15 protein-coding genes are annotated in these 15949 nt (G+C 69.1%); 8 read left to right on the top strand and 7 right to left on the bottom strand.

Annotated features, from left to right (window positions below; translation table 11 throughout):
- Positions 1-14: 14 nt before the first annotated feature.
- The 5 genes from DEI81_RS03445 to tkt all read right to left on the bottom strand — a co-directional run bounded on the left by DEI81_RS03445 (position 15) and on the right by tkt (position 6588).
- A complete protein-coding gene (locus DEI81_RS03445; RefSeq protein WP_111009115.1) occupies positions 15-959 on the bottom strand; it encodes a glucose-6-phosphate dehydrogenase assembly protein OpcA in 945 nt (314 codons plus the stop codon).
- Positions 956-2497 (bottom strand): glucose-6-phosphate dehydrogenase, encoded by a 1542-nt coding sequence (zwf, locus tag DEI81_RS03440; protein ID WP_111009347.1) that lies wholly within the window; start codon positions 2495-2497, stop codon positions 956-958. Before zwf ends, DEI81_RS03445 begins: the two co-directional genes overlap by 4 nt.
- An 86-nt stretch (positions 2498-2583) precedes the next feature.
- The gene (locus DEI81_RS15940; protein WP_146244006.1) at positions 2584-3258 is read right to left on the bottom strand and encodes a hypothetical protein; all 675 of its coding nucleotides are present in this window, start codon (positions 3256-3258) and stop codon (positions 2584-2586) included.
- Entirely contained in the window at positions 3255-4367 is a 1113-nt protein-coding gene (gene tal / locus DEI81_RS03430) for a transaldolase (protein WP_111009113.1), read from the bottom strand. Before tal ends, DEI81_RS15940 begins: the two co-directional genes overlap by 4 nt.
- Positions 4368-4494: 127 nt before the next feature.
- Positions 4495-6588 (bottom strand): transketolase, encoded by a 2094-nt coding sequence (gene tkt, locus DEI81_RS03425; RefSeq protein WP_111009112.1) that lies wholly within the window; start codon positions 6586-6588, stop codon positions 4495-4497.
- A gap of 319 nt (positions 6589-6907) precedes the next feature.
- On the opposite strand from tkt, the gene DEI81_RS03420 reads away from it, so the two are divergent.
- Positions 6908-7843 (top strand): heme o synthase, encoded by a 936-nt coding sequence (locus tag DEI81_RS03420; RefSeq protein ID WP_111009111.1) that lies wholly within the window; start codon positions 6908-6910, stop codon positions 7841-7843.
- Positions 7844-8112: 269 nt separating this feature from the next.
- Here the strand turns inward: DEI81_RS03420 and DEI81_RS03415 are convergent, their stop codons facing one another.
- Positions 8113-9072: a heme A synthase gene (locus DEI81_RS03415; protein ID WP_111009110.1), complete on the bottom strand. Its 960-nt coding sequence runs from the start codon at positions 9070-9072 to the stop codon at positions 8113-8115.
- Between the two features lie 303 nt (positions 9073-9375).
- On the opposite strand from DEI81_RS03415, the gene sufB reads away from it, so the two are divergent.
- From sufB to DEI81_RS03390, 5 genes are read left to right on the top strand one after another with little or no spacing between them, the layout of a single operon-like run.
- Positions 9376-10794: a Fe-S cluster assembly protein SufB gene (gene sufB / locus DEI81_RS03410; RefSeq protein WP_111009109.1), complete on the top strand. Its 1419-nt coding sequence runs from the start codon at positions 9376-9378 to the stop codon at positions 10792-10794.
- Positions 10795-12048 carry a Fe-S cluster assembly protein SufD gene (gene sufD / locus DEI81_RS03405; protein ID WP_111009108.1) on the top strand — a complete coding sequence of 418 codons (1254 nt, stop codon included), beginning with the start codon at positions 10795-10797 and terminating at the stop codon, positions 12046-12048.
- Complete coding sequence (locus DEI81_RS03400) at positions 12048-12374, top strand: non-heme iron oxygenase ferredoxin subunit (RefSeq protein WP_111009107.1); 327 nt, start codon at positions 12048-12050, stop codon at positions 12372-12374. Before sufD ends, DEI81_RS03400 begins: the two co-directional genes overlap by 1 nt.
- 17 nt (positions 12375-12391) lie before the next feature.
- On the top strand, positions 12392-13156 hold the full coding sequence (gene sufC / locus DEI81_RS03395; RefSeq protein WP_111009106.1) for a Fe-S cluster assembly ATPase SufC: 765 nt from the start codon (positions 12392-12394) through the stop codon (positions 13154-13156).
- Positions 13156-13485 carry a metal-sulfur cluster assembly factor gene (locus DEI81_RS03390; protein ID WP_111009105.1) on the top strand — a complete coding sequence of 110 codons (330 nt, stop codon included), beginning with the start codon at positions 13156-13158 and terminating at the stop codon, positions 13483-13485. Before sufC ends, DEI81_RS03390 begins: the two co-directional genes overlap by 1 nt.
- 77 nt (positions 13486-13562) lie before the next feature.
- On the opposite strand, the gene DEI81_RS03385 is transcribed toward DEI81_RS03390, so the two are convergent.
- Positions 13563-14183, bottom strand: a complete 621-nt coding sequence (locus DEI81_RS03385) for a biotin transporter BioY (protein ID WP_111009104.1) — start codon at positions 14181-14183, stop codon at positions 13563-13565.
- Between the two features lie 200 nt (positions 14184-14383).
- Here DEI81_RS03385 and DEI81_RS03380 point away from each other — a divergent pair, with 200 nt between their 5' ends.
- Together DEI81_RS03380 and DEI81_RS03375 are read left to right on the top strand one after the other, a co-directional pair.
- Positions 14384-14572, top strand: coding sequence for a hypothetical protein (locus tag DEI81_RS03380; RefSeq protein WP_111009103.1), 189 nt, complete (start codon positions 14384-14386; stop codon positions 14570-14572).
- Positions 14573-14912: 340 nt separating this feature from the next.
- Positions 14913-15908 carry a LacI family DNA-binding transcriptional regulator gene (locus DEI81_RS03375; protein ID WP_220035623.1) on the top strand — a complete coding sequence of 332 codons (996 nt, stop codon included), beginning with the start codon at positions 14913-14915 and terminating at the stop codon, positions 15906-15908.
- The last annotated feature ends 41 nt before the right edge of the window (positions 15909-15949 follow it).

The following is a 15949-nucleotide window of genomic DNA, read 5'->3' as shown; positions in this document are numbered from 1 at the left end:
ACTGACGCGGTCGATCAGCCGGCGACGGTGTCGCCGAGCTGGCGGACTCCGTGCTTGACGACGTCTCCGAAGAGCACGTCGGGATCGAGTCTACGGAGTTCCTCCGCGAGACAGTCCCGGAGACTCCGGCGCGGCAGCGACAGGTCGTGGACCGGCTGTCCCGGCTGCGACAGCGTCGCGACATCGACGAGTGACCGCTCGAGGACGATGTCCCCCGACTCGCGCGTCAACGTCACACCGTGGATCCCGCTCGAGCCCGTGGCCCGCGGCGAGGTCACCTGGGTGACGGGGACCTGGAGCTGCAGCTGCAGCCATCCGGCGAGCAGGTGGGTGGAGGGTGAGTCGCTGGCACCCGAGACCTCCACGGCGGTCACCGGCTCGTAGGGTGGCTGGTCGAGCACGGCAGCCAGCTGGTTCCGCCAGAGGGTCAAGCGTGTCCACGCGAAGTCGGTGTCACCGGGCGTGTACGAGGCCCCGAGCGCCTCGATCGCGACCCGCGGGTCCGGCTGGTTGGCGGCGTCGGTGATCCGGCGCTGGGCGATCCGGCCGAGTGCGGAGTCCGCGGGGGTCTCCGGAGCGCGCTCCGGCCACCAGGCGACGACCGGCGCGTCGGGCAGCAGGAGCCCCGTGACGAGGCCTTCCTCGTCCGACGCCGTCTCGCCGTAGGCCCGGAGGACGATGACCTCGCTCGCACCGGCGTCGCTTCCGACTCGGATCTGCGCGTCGAGGCGCCCCGGGGACTTCCGGTCACCCTCGTTCCGGGACACGATCACGACTCGCATCGGGTGCTCGCGAGAGGCCTCGTTGGCCGCCTCGATCGCTTCTTCCTCGTGACCGAGCGAGGTCGCGACGATGAGCGTGAGCACCCGTCCGAGTGCGACCGCGCCGCCCTCCTCACGGATGCGGATGAGGGACTTCTGGATCTTCGAAACCGTGGTGTTCGGCAGATCGATCTTCATGGACGCCTCCAACTCCGGCCGTCGCGGGCGAGCAGGGCATCGGCGGACGCCGGACCCCACGTGCCGGGACGGTACTGCTCGGGCTGACCCTGGGTCGCCCAGAACTCCTCGATCGGGTCGAGGATCTTCCAGGAGAGCTCGACCTCCTGGTGACGGGGGAACAGCGGCGGGTCGCCGAGGAGCACGTCGAGGATGAGCCGCTCGTACGCCTCGGGGCTCGCCTCGGTGAACGCGTGCCCGTAGCCGAAGTCCATGGTCACGTCGCGCACGTGCGTACCGACGCCCGGGACCTTCGAACCGAACCGCAGCGTCACACCCTCGTCGGGCTGCACACGGATGACCAGTGCGTTCTGGCCGAGGGGCGAGCGCTCACCGATGCCGAAGATCTCCTCCGGCACCCGCTTGAACACGATCGCGATCTCGGTCACGCGTCGGCCGAGGCGCTTGCCGGCCCGCAGGTAGAACGGGACTCCGGCCCACCGGCGCGTCGCGATGCCGAGCTTGATCGCCGCGAAGGTCTCAGTGGTGGATTCCGGGTTCATCCCGGCCTCCTCGAGGAACCCGAGCACCTTCTCGCCACCCTGCCACCCGCCGGCGTACTGGCCGCGCGAGGTCGCCGTCGCGAGGTCGGCCGGCAGCCGCACCGCGGACAGGACCTTCTCCTTCTCGGCGCGGAGATCCCCCGCCTTGAACGAGACCGGCTCCTCCATCGCCGTGAGCGCGAGGAGCTGCAGCAGGTGGTTCTGGATGACGTCGCGCGCCGCACCGATGCCGTCGTAGTACGCAGCCCGACCCGCCACGCCGATGTCCTCGGCCATGGTGATCTGGACGTGGTCCACGTAGTTCGCGTTCCACAGCGGCTCGTACATCTGGTTGGCGAAGCGGAGCGTCAGGATGTTCTGGACGGTCTCCTTGCCGAGGTAGTGGTCGATCCGGAAGACGTCGTCCGGCGCGAACACGGTCTCGACGATCGCGTTGAGTTCCCGCGCCGTCGTGAGGTCCGAGCCGAACGGCTTCTCGATGACCACCCGGCTCCAGGCCTCGTCGGGCTTCTCGGTGAGGCCGGAGCGCTTGAGCTGCTCCGTGACCACCGGGAACGCCTTGGGCGGGATCGATAGGTAGAACGCGTGGTTGCCCATGGTCCCGCGCTCGGCGTCGAGTTCGTCGACGGTCTCCTTGAGCTGTCGGAACGCCTCCGGGTCGTCGAACGACCCCTGGACGAACCGGATGCCCTGCGCGAGCTGGTGCCAGACGGCCTCGTCGAACGGCGTCCGCGAGTAGTCCCGCACGGCGTCGTGGACCACCTGCGAGAAGTCCTGGTCCTCCCAGTCGCGCCGGGCGAACCCGACCAACGCGAAGCCGGGCGGGAGCAGCCCGCGGTTCGCGAGGTCGTAGACCGCGGGCATCAGCTTCTTGCGGGAGAGGTCCCCCGTGACTCCGAAGATGATGAGGGCGCTGGGGCCCGCGATCCGGTTCAGGCGTCGGTCGGACGGCAGTCGGAGCGGATTGTGCTCCGGAGTGATGGCCACCGGTGACATGTGTCGGTGAGCTCCTTCGATGTTCTGGGGACGCAGGGCCGCGGCGATGATGGGTGCCGCGACCTCGACGTCGGAGACGGTCAGCGTCAGGACCGGGCGACCCCGTGCCGCGAGCACGCTCGCGTCACGGGCTGCCTGGGCCTGGACGAGCTGACCGAAGGTGGACGGACGGTCCGGGATCGCGACGCCCAGTTCCACGAAGTCCGGGGCTTCCGGCTCCGGGTGCCGTCCGGGACGATCTCGGTCGCGTCCCGGAGGGGATCGGTGCCTGCGAGCACGGCACTCGAGTACTGCCCGCCCACCTCGTACTGCCCGCCCACCTCGGGGTCGGCGGTGGAGACGCGGTCGACAGCCCCTCGTGGGGTCCGCTCGAGCCACGATCCGTGCTCGAGCGCCGCGCCGACGGCCGATCGCCCCGGCGCGGGATCGCCGGCGTCGAGGACGACGAGCTCGATGTCGTTCGTCCGTTCGATGATCTCGGGCGCGAGCGACGAACCGCTCATGCCCTCGAGGACGACGTGGTCGACGCCCTCGTCCTGCAGTTCCGACCTCAGTGCCGCGACCTGCTCCACGAGCAGGCGCGACGCCGAGACCGCCTCGACCCAGCCGCGGCGCCGTGACGCCTCGGACTCGGCCTCCGGGCCACACAGCGGTCCGACCTCGACCGTGATGCCCGAGGCCACCTGATCGGTGACGACTCGGGACACCACGGTCTCGATCGCAGTCGCTGCGTCGCCCGAAGCGGCGATGGAAACCGTCACTTCGCCCCTTCGAGTGCGGTCTTCACGGTGTCGACGAGCTCACCCCAGGAGACGTCGAACTTGTCCACGCCCTCCTTCTCGAGGAGCGCCACGACGTCGTCGTAGTCGATGCCGACCGCCGCGAGCTGGTCCATGACCTGGTTGGCCGCGTCGTAGGAGCCCGTGATGGTGTCACCGCGGACCTCGGCGTGGTCGAACGTGGCCTCGAGGGTCTTGCCCGGCATCGTGTTGACGGTCTGGGGTGCGACGAGCTCGACGACGTAGAGCGTGTCGGGGAGCGACGGGTCCTTGACACCGGTCGAGGCCCAGAGCGGACGCTGCGGGTTCGCACCGGCCTCGAGCAGGCCCTTGGCGCGCTCGGAAGCGAACGCCTGCTCGAACACCTGGTACGCGAGCTGCGCGTTGGCGATGCCGGCCTTGCTCTTGAGCGCCTTCGCCTCGTCGGAGCCGATCGCGTCGAGGCGCTTGTCGATCTCGGTGTCGACGCGCGACACGAAGAAGGACGCCACCGAGTGGATCTTCGAGAGGTCGTGGCCGGCGGCCTTCGCCTTCTCGAGCCCACCGAGGTAGGCGTCGATGACGGCGCGGTAGCGCTCGAGGCTGAAGATGAGGGTCACGTTGACGCTGATGCCGGCACCGATGACCTCGGTGATGGCCTCGAGGCCCTCGATCGTCGCCGGGATCTTGATGAGGACGTTCTCCTTGCCGACCTTCTCGTGCAGGAACTTCGCCTCCTTGATGGTCTCGGCCGCGTCGTGCGCGTAACCGGGCTCGACCTCGATCGACACGCGGCCGTCGAAGCCGTTCGACGACTCGTAGATCGACCGGAACTTGTCGCTGGCGTCGGCGACGTCGCGCGTCGTGATCTCGAAGATCGCGTCGACGACCGAGGTGCCCGCCGCGGCGAGCTCCTTGACCTGGTCGTCGTACCGCTCGCCCTTGGCGAGGGCCGACGCGAAGATCGTCGGGTTCGTCGTCACACCGACGACGTTCCGGTCGGCGATGAGCTTGTCGAGTCGTCCGGTCTGGAGCAGCTCGCGCGACAGGTCGTCGAGCCAGATGCTCACGCCCGCAGCGGAGAGCGCGGCGGTGGGGGTGGTGTCAGTCATTTCTCGCTTCATCTCTTTCGTCATCGACCCGTTCCCTGGCGAGCTGCCGGGGCGGGTCCGGTCTGGTGGTGTCGTCGTCCGACGAGGAAGGGGCCGGGTCCGGTGAACCGGACCCGGCCCTCCTGGCTCAGGACGCCGCGATGGTCTCCTTCGCGGCGGCGACCACGGCCTCTGCCGTGAGACCGAACTCCTTGTAGAGCGTCTGGTAGTCCGCCGAGGCGCCGAAGTGCTCGATCGACACGCTGCGGCCCTTGTCGCCGACGATGTCTCGCCAGCTCATCGCGATGCCCGCCTCGACCGAGACGCGCGCGGTGATCGCCGACGGGAGCACGCTCTCGCGGTACTCCTCCGGCTGGGCCATGAACCACTCGAGGCTCGGGGCGGACACGACGCGCGCGTTCACGCCCTCGGCCTTGAGCTGCTCCCGAGCCGCGACCGCGATCTGGACCTCGGAGCCGGTCGCGATGAGGATCACGTCCGGCGTCCCGTTCGGCGCCTCGGCGAGCACGTACGCGCCCTTGGCGACGTTCTTCGCCGAGGCGAAGGTGTCGCCGGTGGCGTCGCCGTCACCGCGCTCGAAGACCGGGAGGTTCTGTCGGCTCAGCGCGATGCCGGCCGGGCCCTCGCGACGCGACAGCATCGCGAGCCAGGCGTACGCGACCTCGTTGGCGTCGGCCGGTCGCACGACGTCGAGCCCCGGGATCGCGCGGAGTGCGGTGAGCTGCTCGATCGGCTGGTGGGTCGGGCCGTCCTCACCGAGGGCCACGGAGTCGTGCGTCCACACGTAGATGGCCGGCGCCTTCATGAGGGATGCGAGGCGGACCGCCGGGCGCATGTAGTCGCTGAAGATGAGGAAGGTGCCGCCGAAGGGGCGGGTGTTCCCGTGCAGCACGATGCCGGAGAGGATCGAGCCCATGGCGTGCTCGCGGATGCCGAAGTGCAGGACGCGACCGTACGGGTCGCCCTTCCACATCTTGGTCGAGAACTTCGTCGGGACGAACGACTTGGCTTCCTCGATCGTGGTGTTGTTCGATTCGGCGAGGTCGGCCGAGCCACCCCAGAACTCGGGCATGAGCGCGGCGATCGCGTTGATCACCTTGCCGGAGGCCGCACGCGTCGAGACGTCCTTGCCCGGCTCGAACACCGGGAGCGCCTGCTCGAGGCCCTCGGGCAGCTCCTGCGCCTGGACCCGGTCGAACAGTGCCTTCTTCTCGGCGTTCGCCGCGGCCCAGGCGTCGAACGCCTGCTGCCACTCGGCGTGCTCGGCCTGGCCACGCTCGACCGCGCCGCGGGTGTGCTCGAGCACCTCGGGAGCGACCTCGAACGTCTTCTCCGGATCGAATCCGAGGACCTCCTTGAGGCCCGCGAGCTCGTCCGCGCCGAGGGCCGACCCGTGGATCTTGCCCGTGTTCTGCTTCTTCGGCGAGGGCCATCCGATGATCGTCTTGAGGACGATGAGCGACGGCTTGACGGTCTCGGCCTTGGCGGCCTCGACGGCGGCGTACAGCGCCTCGACGTCCTCGGAGTACTCGCCGGTCTTCTTCCAGTCGACGTGCTGCACGTGCCAACCGAGCGCCTCGTACCGTGCCGCGACGTCCTCCGTGAAGGCGATGTCGGTGTCGTCCTCGATCGAGATCTGGTTGGAGTCGTAGAAGACGATGAGGTTGCCGAGCTCCTGGTGGCCGGCGAGCGAGGCGGCCTCGTTCGTCACGCCCTCCTGGTTGTCGCCGTCACCGCTGACGACGTAGGTGAAGTGGTCGAACGGGCTCTGACCGGGCGCGGTGTCGGGGTCGAACAGGCCCCGCTCGAAGCGCTGCGCGTAGGCGAAGCCGACCGCCGAGGCGAGACCCTGGCCGAGGGGACCGGTGGTGATCTCGACGCCGTCGGTGTGGCCGTACTCCGGGTGACCCGGGGTCTTCGAGCCCCACTTGCGGAGGTGCTCGAGGTCCTCGAGCTCGAGGCCGTACCCACCGAGGTAGAACTGCACGTACTGGAGGATCGAGGCGTGTCCGGCCGACAGGATGAAGCGGTCGCGGCCGATCCAGGTGCTGTCACTCGGGTCGCGCCGCATCACCTTCTGGAAGAGCAGGTAGGCGAGCGGGGCGAGGCTCATCGCGGTGCCGGGGTGGCCGTTGCCCGCCTTCTCGACGGCGTCGGCGGCGAGCACGCGGGCCGTGTCGACGGCCTTCTTGTCGATGGAATCCCATGTGAATTCAGCCACTGGTGGATTGACCCTTCTTGATGCGACATGTGCGAGGGCTCGTGCTCCCGCACGGACATGACGCCCACCCGGGTCCCGTGGTCGTCGGGTGGTCCGGCGGCCCTGAGTGCGCTGGTGCGCACGACGTCGGGCACACTGCGGGCAGGCGTCTCCCAGCATAGTGAAGACGCACTCAGTCGGCGTTCAGCCGTCGGCGGAGCCGGTGCGACGCGAGCGTGCCCGCGGGGACCATCGCGAGCGTGCCCGCGGGGACCATCACGTAAAGTGGGAGGCGGCCCGGTCTCCGACGCGGGTGCCCACTCCCCGAGACAGAGGTTCCATGCCGACAGCCGTCGTGACCCGGCCCGAGATCGTCCAACCGACACTCGTCCGCAAACTGCGCGCCTACGTCGCCCTGACCAAGCCGCGCGTGATGGAGCTGTTGCTCGTCACCACCGCGCCGACGATGTTCCTGGCGGCTCGCGGTGTGCCGGACCTCTGGCTGGTCCTGTGGACGCTCATCGGGGGCGCGATGTCCGCCGGCGGCGCCTCGGCGTTCAACTGCTACATCGACCGCGACATCGACAGGGTCATGAAGCGCACGAGCGACCGTCCGCTCGTCACCGGTGCGGTCTCGGACCGCGAGGCCCTCGTCTTCTCGTGGGCGCTCTCGATCGCGTCGACGCTCGAGCTCGGGCTCCTGGTGAACTGGCTCGCGGCGGCGCTCAGCGTCGGGGCGATCCTGCTGTACGTCGTGTTCTACACGCTCTGGCTCAAGCGTCGGACGCCGCAGAACATCGTCTGGGGCGGCGTCGCGGGCTGCATGCCGGTGCTCATCGGCTGGGCAGCGGTGACGGACTCGCTCAGCTGGGCACCGGTCATCCTGTTCGGCGTCATCTTCCTCTGGACGCCGCCACACTACTGGCCGCTCTCGATGAAGTACCGCGACGACTACGCCGCGGCGCGCGTGCCGATGCTCGCGGTCGTCCGCGGGCGCACGGTCGTCGGGCTGCAGGTCGTGCTCTACGCCTGGGCGACCGTCGTCTGCTCGGTGATGCTCGTGCCCGTGGCGCACATGGGCGTCCTGTACACGGTCGTCGCCCTCGCGGCCGGCGCGTGGTTCGTCGTCGAGTCCCACCAGCTGTACGGCCGGGCGATCCAGCACGTCGAGCAGGTGCACCCGATGCGCGTGTTCCGGAGTTCGATCATCTACCTGACGCTCCTGTTCCTGGCGGTGGGCATCGATCCGCTCCTGCAGAACGCCCTGACGCGGTAGCGGTCCGGATGCAGAACGCCCTGACGCGGTAGCGGTCCGGGCGACGCGGGGCGCGGTCGCGCCCGACGCCGTCGGTGCATCCGGAGGACCGCCACCGGCTGGCAGTCCCTGTCCCGCCGCGCGTGGGTGGCGCAGCCGACGGGAGGCGCGGGACCGGCTGACAGTGCGCCTCCAGTCCGGCGTGGCGGCCGGGAGGCGGGTCGTCCGCTGGCACCGCTCAGCTGCCAGCGGGCCTCCGGGCCGGGGCGCAGCGCAGCCAGTGCCGGCGCTCAGGACCGGACGGCGTCCCGGCCAGCGCTCGGGTGCGAGGACAGCGACACCGCGGTCGTGGCACCGACGAGCAACCCGGCCAGGACCATGTGGGTCCCGACGAGACCGACGGGGAGCGCGCTGCGGGCCTGCGTGATGCCGACGGCGATCTGCACGAACTCGACGACGAGCAGGAGCAGCACCCAGCGGCTCGAGATGCGGAGTCGCACCGCGGCGACGAGCAGGACCAGCGTCAACGCGAAGACCGCGAAGGCGGGGACCGCGTGGAGGTCCTCGATGACCGCCGGGTCGAAGCCCGTCCGGACGAGCTTGCCGCCCTGCACCGACTCGCCCGCGCCGGCGTGCGGCCCCGATCCCGTCGTGAGGATCCCGAGCAGGACCGTCACCGCGACGGCGCCCATGAGGGCGTCCACGACCGTCCGGTACCAGCGGGGGACGAGTGTGCCGGGGCGCCGCGGACCGTTGAGGGAGCGGTAGACGAGGCGGGCCGTGATGGACACGAGCGCGGTCGAGATGACGAAGTGCAGACCGACGACGTACGGGTTGAGGTTCGTCAGCACGCTGATGCCGCCGACCACGGCCTGGAGGGGGATGCTCGCGCCCTGGGCGAACGCGAGCCAGAAGAGCTCGGGCCGCGTGCGTCGGAGTCGCACGACGGCGAGGAACATGGCGATCGCGATCACGACGAGCACGAACGTCAGGAGCCGGTTGCCGAACTCGATGACCCCGTGGAGGCCCATCTCGGGTGTCGTGACGAAGGAGCCGCTCGTGCACTCGGGCCACGTCGGGCAGCCGAGTCCGGACGCGGTGAGGCGGACGAGCCCGCCCGTGCCGATGAGCACGACCTCGATCACGAACGACGCCCAGGCCAGGACGACGACCCGTGCGTCGACCGTGCGGGGGAGCCCCCACCACCGGGTCGGCGTGGATCGGTCGATCGGGGTCCCGACGCGTGTCACGGAGTGGGTGCCTTCCTGTTGTTCCGGGGGTCGAACCTGTAGACTCAGCGGGTTCGGCACGACGGCCCCGCGGGTCGGCCCGCAGGGGCCGGCGGACGGGGACGGAGCAGTCAAGTGTATTCAGCGGAGCGCTGGAAGTTGACTCCGGGCTTCGAAACCGCCGCACATCGTCGCTGATGGCCGGAGCCGGTGCGACCATCGTCAGACGGCCGGTACCGCGGACGGCGTCCGAGGAATGGTGCCGGAGACCCCGGCGTTGTCGTCCAACGGACCGAACGGCCCGAAGAGAGATAGAGGGAGACCATGTCCGACGTGCTCATCGACCGTCCCGAGCTCGAAGGGCTCGGCCAGTACGAGTTCGGCTGGGCCGACCCCGACGCCGCTGGCGCCTCCGCCCGCCGTGGTCTCTCCGAAGAGGTGGTCACCGACATCTCCCGGCTCAAGTCCGAGCCCGAGTGGATGCTCAAGAACCGGCTCAAGGGCCTGCAGCTCTTCGGCCGCAAGCCGATGCCGACGTGGGGCGCGGACCTCACCGGGATCGACTTCGACAACATCAAGTACTTCGTGCGCTCGACCGAGAAGCAGGCGCAGTCGTGGGAGGACCTCCCCGAGGACATCCGCAACACGTACGAGCGCCTGGGCATCCCCGAGGCCGAGCGGCAGCGTCTCGTGGCGGGCGTCGCGGCTCAGTACGAGTCCGAGGTCGTCTACCACCAGATCCGCGAGGACCTCGAGGCCCAGGGCGTGATCTTCATGGACACGGACACGGCGCTCCGCGAACACCCCGAGTTCTTCGAGGAGTACTTCGGCACCGTGATCCCGGCCGGCGACAACAAGTTCGCGGCGCTGAACACGGCCGTCTGGTCGGGCGGTTCGTTCGTCTACGTCCCGAAGGGCGTCCACGTCGAGATCCCGCTGCAGGCGTACTTCCGGATCAACACCGAGAACATGGGCCAGTTCGAGCGGACCCTGATCATCGCGGACGAGGACTCGTACGTGCACTACATCGAGGGCTGCACGGCCCCGATCTACAAGTCGGACTCGCTGCACTCGGCGGTCGTCGAGATCATCGTCAAGAAGAACGCGCGCGTGCGCTACACGACGATCCAGAACTGGTCGAGCAACGTCTACAACCTCGTCACGAAGCGTGCGATCGCCCACGAGGGCGCGACGATGGAGTGGATCGACGGGAACATCGGCTCGAAGGTCACGATGAAGTACCCGTCGATCTACCTGGCCGGTGAACACGCCAAGGGCGAGACCCTCTCGGTCGCGTTCGCGGGTCCGGGTCAGCACCAGGACGCCGGCGCGAAGATGATCCACATGGCGCCGTACACCACGTCGTCGATCGTCTCGAAGTCGATCGCCCGCGGTGGGGGCCGCGCGGGCTACCGCGGTGAGGTCCGGGTCGATCCGGACGCCCATCACGCCGCCAACACGGTCCGCTGCGACGCGCTGCTCGTGGACACGGTGTCGCGGTCGGATACGTACCCGGCGATCGACATCCGGGTGGACGACGTCCAGCTCGGTCACGAGGCCACGGTGTCGCGCGTCAGCGAGGAGCAGCTGTTCTACCTCATGTCGCGGGGCCTGCCCGAGGACGAGGCGATGGCGATGATCGTCCGTGGCTTCATCGAACCGATCGCCCGGGAGCTCCCGATGGAGTACGCGCTCGAACTCAACAAGCTCATCGAGATGAGCATGGAAGGATCCGTCGGCTAGATGTCCGCCACCAGCCCCCAGCCCCAGACCGACGTGCAGCCGCGCATCGACCAGCCGGTCGAGCCTGCGGGCGGGACCGAACAACACGGAGCGCGAGCCCACTCCGACGGCGGGTGGGACACGCGCGTCCCGGTGCAGACGCGGTCCGAGCGGTTCGCGTCGGCAGACGTCGACGCGTTCCCGGCGGTCACCGGTCGCGAGGTCAACTGGAAGTTCGCACCCCTCGCGAAGATCCGGCCGCTCCTCGACGGTGATCTCGACGGTGCGGCGTACCCCTTCCTCGCCCGCGAGTCGGGCGGGACACACATCGACTGGGTCCGGAGCGACGACGAGCGGGTCGGCAGCGCGGGTCTCCCGGAGGACCGGGCGTCCGCGGCGGCGTGGAGTGCACGCGACGCGGTGCTCGCGATCACGGTGCGTGGCGACGAGCCGGGGCACGTCACGATCACGCGGTCGGCGATGGGCTCGGAGCCCCGCGCGGCCCACACGGTGATCACCGCCGAGGCGAACAGCACGGGCATCGTCATCGTGAACAGCACGGGCTCGGCGCTCCTCAGCGAGAACGTCGAGATCGTGGTCGAGGACGGCGCGCGGCTCACCGTCGTCGCCGTGCAGGACTGGGACGACGACGCCGTCCACGTCGGGACCCACTTCGCCCAGGTCGGGCGCGACGCCTTCCTCAAGCACGTGGTCGTCTCGCTCGGCGGGGACGTGGTCCGGATCAACCCGTCGACGCGCCTCGGTGCGCAGGGCGGCGACACCGAGATGTACGGCGTCTACTTCGCCGACGCCGGGCAGTACATCGAGCAGCAGGTGTACGTCAACCACGACGCCCCGAACACCCGGAGCCGCGTCAACTACAAGGGCGCGTTGCAGGGCGAGGGCGCGCACACCGTCTGGATCGGCGACGTGCTCATCGGGCGTCCCGCCGCGGGCACCGACAGCTACGAGCAGAACCGCAACCTCGTGCTCTCCGAGGGCACGCGGGCCGACAGCATCCCGAACCTCGAGATCGAGACCGGCGACATCCAGGGCGCCGGGCACGCGAGCGCCACGGGACGCTTCGACGACGAGCACCTGTTCTACCTGCAGTCCCGCGGGATCACCGAGGACGAGGCCCGCCGCCTCGTCGTGCTCGGGTTCCTCGTCGACGTCGTGCAGAAGATCGGGGACCCCGACCTGGAGGAACGCCTCGTCCGCGCCATCGAGCAGGAGCTCGCCGGCGGCCGCACGGAGCACGGGGACCTCGCCTGATGGCCACGAAGGTCTGCTCCGAGTCGGAGATCGCGGTCGACAGCCCGATGCGGGTCGTCGTCGACGGCGCTCCCGTCGCCGTCGTCAAGGACTCGGCGGGCACCGTGCACGCCATCGGTGACACCTGCACGCACGGCGACATCTCGCTGTCCGAGGGCTTCGTCGAGGACGGTGCGCTCGAGTGCTGGGCCCATGGCTCGAAGTTCGAGCTCACCAGCGGCAAGCCCCTCAACTTCCCGGCGTACGAACCGGTGCCCGTCTACCGGGTCTCGATCATCGACGGCGACGTGTACGTCGACACGTCCGACGTCCGCGCCGACAACTGACCACCGAAGGAACACGCATGTCCACTCTCGAAATCCGCGGTCTCCAGGTCTCGATCGACACCGATCAGGGCAAGAAGGAGATCCTCAAGGGCGTCGACCTCACCATCAACGAGGGCGAGATCCACGCGATCATGGGTCCGAACGGATCCGGCAAGTCGACGCTCGCCTACACGATCGCCGGCCACCCCCGCTACAACGTCGACGGAGGCTCGATCCTCCTCGACGGGCAGGAGGTCCTCGAGATGAGCGTGGACGAGCGTGCCCGCGCCGGTCTGTTCCTCGCCATGCAGTACCCCGTCGAGATCCCCGGTGTCACGGTGTCGAACTTCCTGCGCACCGCGAAGACGGCGATCGACGGTGAGGCTCCGGCGCTCCGCGGCTGGGTGTCCGACCTCCGTCGCTCCATGGCGGACCTCAAGATGGACAGCGCCTTCGCCGAGCGCAACGTGAACGAGGGCTTCTCGGGCGGCGAGAAGAAGCGCCACGAGATCATGCAGCTCGAGCTCCTCAAGCCGAAGTTCGCCGTGCTCGACGAGACCGACTCCGGCCTCGACGTCGACGCGCTGAAGATCGTCTCGGAGGGCGTCAACCGCGCGAAGGCCGCGACCGACATGGGCGTCCTGCTCATCACGCACTACACGCGCATCCTCCGCTACATCAAGCCCGACTTCGTGCACGTGTTCGTCGCGGGCAGGGTGGCTGAGCAGGGCGGGCCGGAGCTCGCTGAGCGCCTCGAGAACGAGGGCTACGACCGCTACGTCGCCGCCGCCGCGAGGGCCTGATGATCACCACGCTGTCACCACAGAAGTTCGACGAGGTCGCCGAGGCGCTGAAGGAGGTCTCGGACCCGGAGCTCGGCGTCAACGTCGTCGACCTCGGTCTGGTCTACGACCTCGCGTGGGACGATGACGCGAACGCCCTCATCATCAGCATGACGCTCACGAGCGCCGGGTGCCCGCTCACCGACGTCATCGAGAACGACACCGCGAACGCGCTCGACGGCATCGTCGACGCCTTCCGCATCAACTGGGTCTGGATGCCGCCGTGGGGGCCGGAGCGCATCACCGACGACGGTCGCGAGATGATGCGGGCGCTCGGCTTCGCCATCTGACGCCAGCCGACATACGAACGGACGGGAGGCCCGGTACCAGCTGGTACCGGGCCTCCCGTCCGTCCGTGTCGGGCCGATCAGTGGGAGCGGCGGCCGATGGCGCGCCACGCCAGGGGGAGGACGCCGGCGGCGATGACCGCCTTGGCGATGCCACCGACGACGAACGGGGCGAGTCCGAGGCGGAACACGGTGGCGAGGTCGTGCGGCGCACCCAGCTGGCCGAGGACCACCGCCAGGTACGGCAGACCGGTCACGAAGGGGATGGCGCTCGCGAGCGTGAAGGCGATCACGCCGCGGACGAAGCGACGGTCCCAGTTCCTGCGCGCGAGCCACCCGATCGCGGCAGCGCTGGGGACGAAGCCGATGACGTACCCGAAGCTCGGCACCGCGAGCGCGTGCAGGCCACCGGTCATGTCCGCGAAGAACGGCGCTCCGGCGAGCCCGGCCACCATGTAGAGCAGCATCGAGATCGCACCGCGGCGGGCGCCGAGGGTCGCACCGACGAGCACCACGGCGAGCGTCTGCCCGGTGATGGGCACCGGCCACATCGGGACCTCGACCTGCGCCATGGCCGCGGTGAACAGCGCGCCGCCCGCGACGAGTGCCGCGTCGGTCGCGAGGCCGCGGGAGCGGATACGGTCCGCGAGCACGGGTCGGCTGGCGCCCGCGTGGACGCGGCCGGGAACGGCGTTCGTCATGGAGTCTCCTAGACTTCTCGGCCGCTTTGGGCCTGAGGCGTGAAACCGGGCCTGATCAGCCGAAACTTCTTCTGCGCTTGTCGAACCCAGTGGCCACGGTACCTGAGATCCGGCACGAGCCAAGGCATGACACCGCACTGACATGCCCCCCGGGACTTGTGCGATGCGTGCACGACAGTGGTGAGCGCCATGATGGGGTCATGCCCGAACAGGTGCTGGGTTACGACGCGTTCAAGAGCCAGCCGCGGTCGGCTCGGACGATCGCGGACGAGGCGCTGCTGATCGAGATCGAGCGGGTGTTCTGGGACCGGAACCGGGGCCGCGGTATCAGCGGTGCGCGGAAGGTGTGGCGGTTGCTACGCCGGGAGGGCATCACCGTTGCCGGCTGAAGGGTGAAGCGCCTGATGCGGAACCAGGGTCTGCGCGGCGTTCGGCGGGGAGAGCAGTTCATGACGACGAAGGCGGACGAGCGTGCAACCCGGCCATCGGGTCACGTGCGGCGCTGTTTCCGCGCGGACCGGCCGAACGAGCTCTGGGTGGTCGATTTCACCTCTGTTCCGACGTGGTCCGGATGGTCCGGGGGCAAGGAGGTAGCCGGTATCCTTTTCGCTGGGTGAGGTGCGCCGCGGGCGACAGGCTTCCGGCGCTTCGTGACGATCAGCTGTTCGCGGCTGCCGGTCGCGGTCCTGCTGGCTTGGAGCAGAGGGAAGGGCCGTCTTGGCCGTAAGTATGCACGACGTTGCCCGGCACGCGGGGGTGTCGCAGCGGACCGTCTCGAACGTGGTCAACAACTCGGTTCACGTGGCGCCCGAGACCCGAGCGCGCGTCGAAGCGAGCCTCCTGGAGCTCGGCTACCGCCCTAACGTTGCGGCCCGTCGATTGCGCAGCGGCCGTACTGGGACGATCACGCTCGCGATTCCAGGCTTCGCGGAGCGGTACTTTGCCGATCTTGCCGAGGCGGTGATCGCAGAGGCGCGCGGTATCGGCACCGATGTCCTCGTCGAGACCACGGGGGGACAGCATGATCGGGAGTTGGCCATCCTGGACGGACGACATGGTCTGCTGACTGATGGCGTGATCATGAGTGCCATCACGATCGGTTCCGCCGACGACAGCGTGTCCCGCGCCCCGTATCCCCTCGTTCTCGTGGGGGACCACGAGTTCGAAGGCCCAGTCGATCACGTCGGAATACCGAACCGGAAGGCCGCGCGCGCCGCAGTTGCGCATCTGTTCCAGGCCGGACGTGATCGAGTGGCATTGGTCGGCGCTCTCGGGCAGCCCTCCGACAGCGCATCCCTCCGGCGGCAGGGCTACGCGGCGGCACTGCGGGATGCCGGGAGGTCTGCGGATGACGCAATCATGATCGAGTGCGCGTGGAGTCATGAGGGCGGCCACGACGCGGTTGCCCAATTGCTAGCGCTGCCGCACCCGCCCGACGGAGTGTTCGCGATGAATGACGCGCTCGCGCTGGGCCTGCTCGATGCCTACCAACGACGTGGCATCCGGGTGCCCGACGATGTGGCAGTCATCGGCTTCGACAACACCCTCGAAGCACGTCAGTCGCTTCCGACGTTGACCTCGATCGACCCATCACTTGACGTCATCGCGCGCACCGCTCTCACGATGCTCCGTGAGCAGTTCGAGAGCCAAGGGCATCGAGCGCCGCAGCACCGGCACGTGCCCTTCCGCCTCCAGATCCGGGAAAGCACCGCCGCGCGCAACTGACGCCGGAATCCGTGGCTGCGACTTCCGCCTTCAACTGATAC

This window comes from Curtobacterium sp. MCBD17_013 (assembly GCF_003234565.1).
Taxonomy (GTDB): Bacteria; Actinomycetota; Actinomycetes; order Actinomycetales; family Microbacteriaceae; genus Curtobacterium.
This window is presented reverse-complemented; position numbering and strand designations above follow the sequence as displayed.

Coding starts and splice junctions, on each gene's coding strand:
- DEI81_RS03445 (WP_111009115.1), bottom strand. CDS start 959: ATGAAGATCGATCTGCCGAACACCACGGTTTCGAAGATCCAGAAGTCC.
- zwf (WP_111009347.1), bottom strand. CDS start 2,497: ATGTCACCGGTGGCCATCACTCCGGAGCACAATCCGCTCCGACTGCCG.
- tal (WP_111009113.1), bottom strand. CDS start 4,367: ATGACTGACACCACCCCCACCGCCGCGCTCTCCGCTGCGGGCGTGAGC.
- DEI81_RS03420 (WP_111009111.1), top strand. CDS start 6,908: ATGCCGACAGCCGTCGTGACCCGGCCCGAGATCGTCCAACCGACACTC.
- sufB (WP_111009109.1), top strand. CDS start 9,376: ATGTCCGACGTGCTCATCGACCGTCCCGAGCTCGAAGGGCTCGGCCAG.
- sufD (WP_111009108.1), top strand. CDS start 10,795: ATGTCCGCCACCAGCCCCCAGCCCCAGACCGACGTGCAGCCGCGCATC.
- DEI81_RS03400 (WP_111009107.1), top strand. CDS start 12,048: ATGGCCACGAAGGTCTGCTCCGAGTCGGAGATCGCGGTCGACAGCCCG.
- sufC (WP_111009106.1), top strand. CDS start 12,392: ATGTCCACTCTCGAAATCCGCGGTCTCCAGGTCTCGATCGACACCGAT.
- DEI81_RS03390 (WP_111009105.1), top strand. CDS start 13,156: ATGATCACCACGCTGTCACCACAGAAGTTCGACGAGGTCGCCGAGGCG.
- DEI81_RS03385 (WP_111009104.1), bottom strand. CDS start 14,183: ATGACGAACGCCGTTCCCGGCCGCGTCCACGCGGGCGCCAGCCGACCC.
- DEI81_RS03380 (WP_111009103.1), top strand. CDS start 14,384: ATGCCCGAACAGGTGCTGGGTTACGACGCGTTCAAGAGCCAGCCGCGG.
- DEI81_RS03375 (WP_220035623.1), top strand. CDS start 14,913: ATGCACGACGTTGCCCGGCACGCGGGGGTGTCGCAGCGGACCGTCTCG.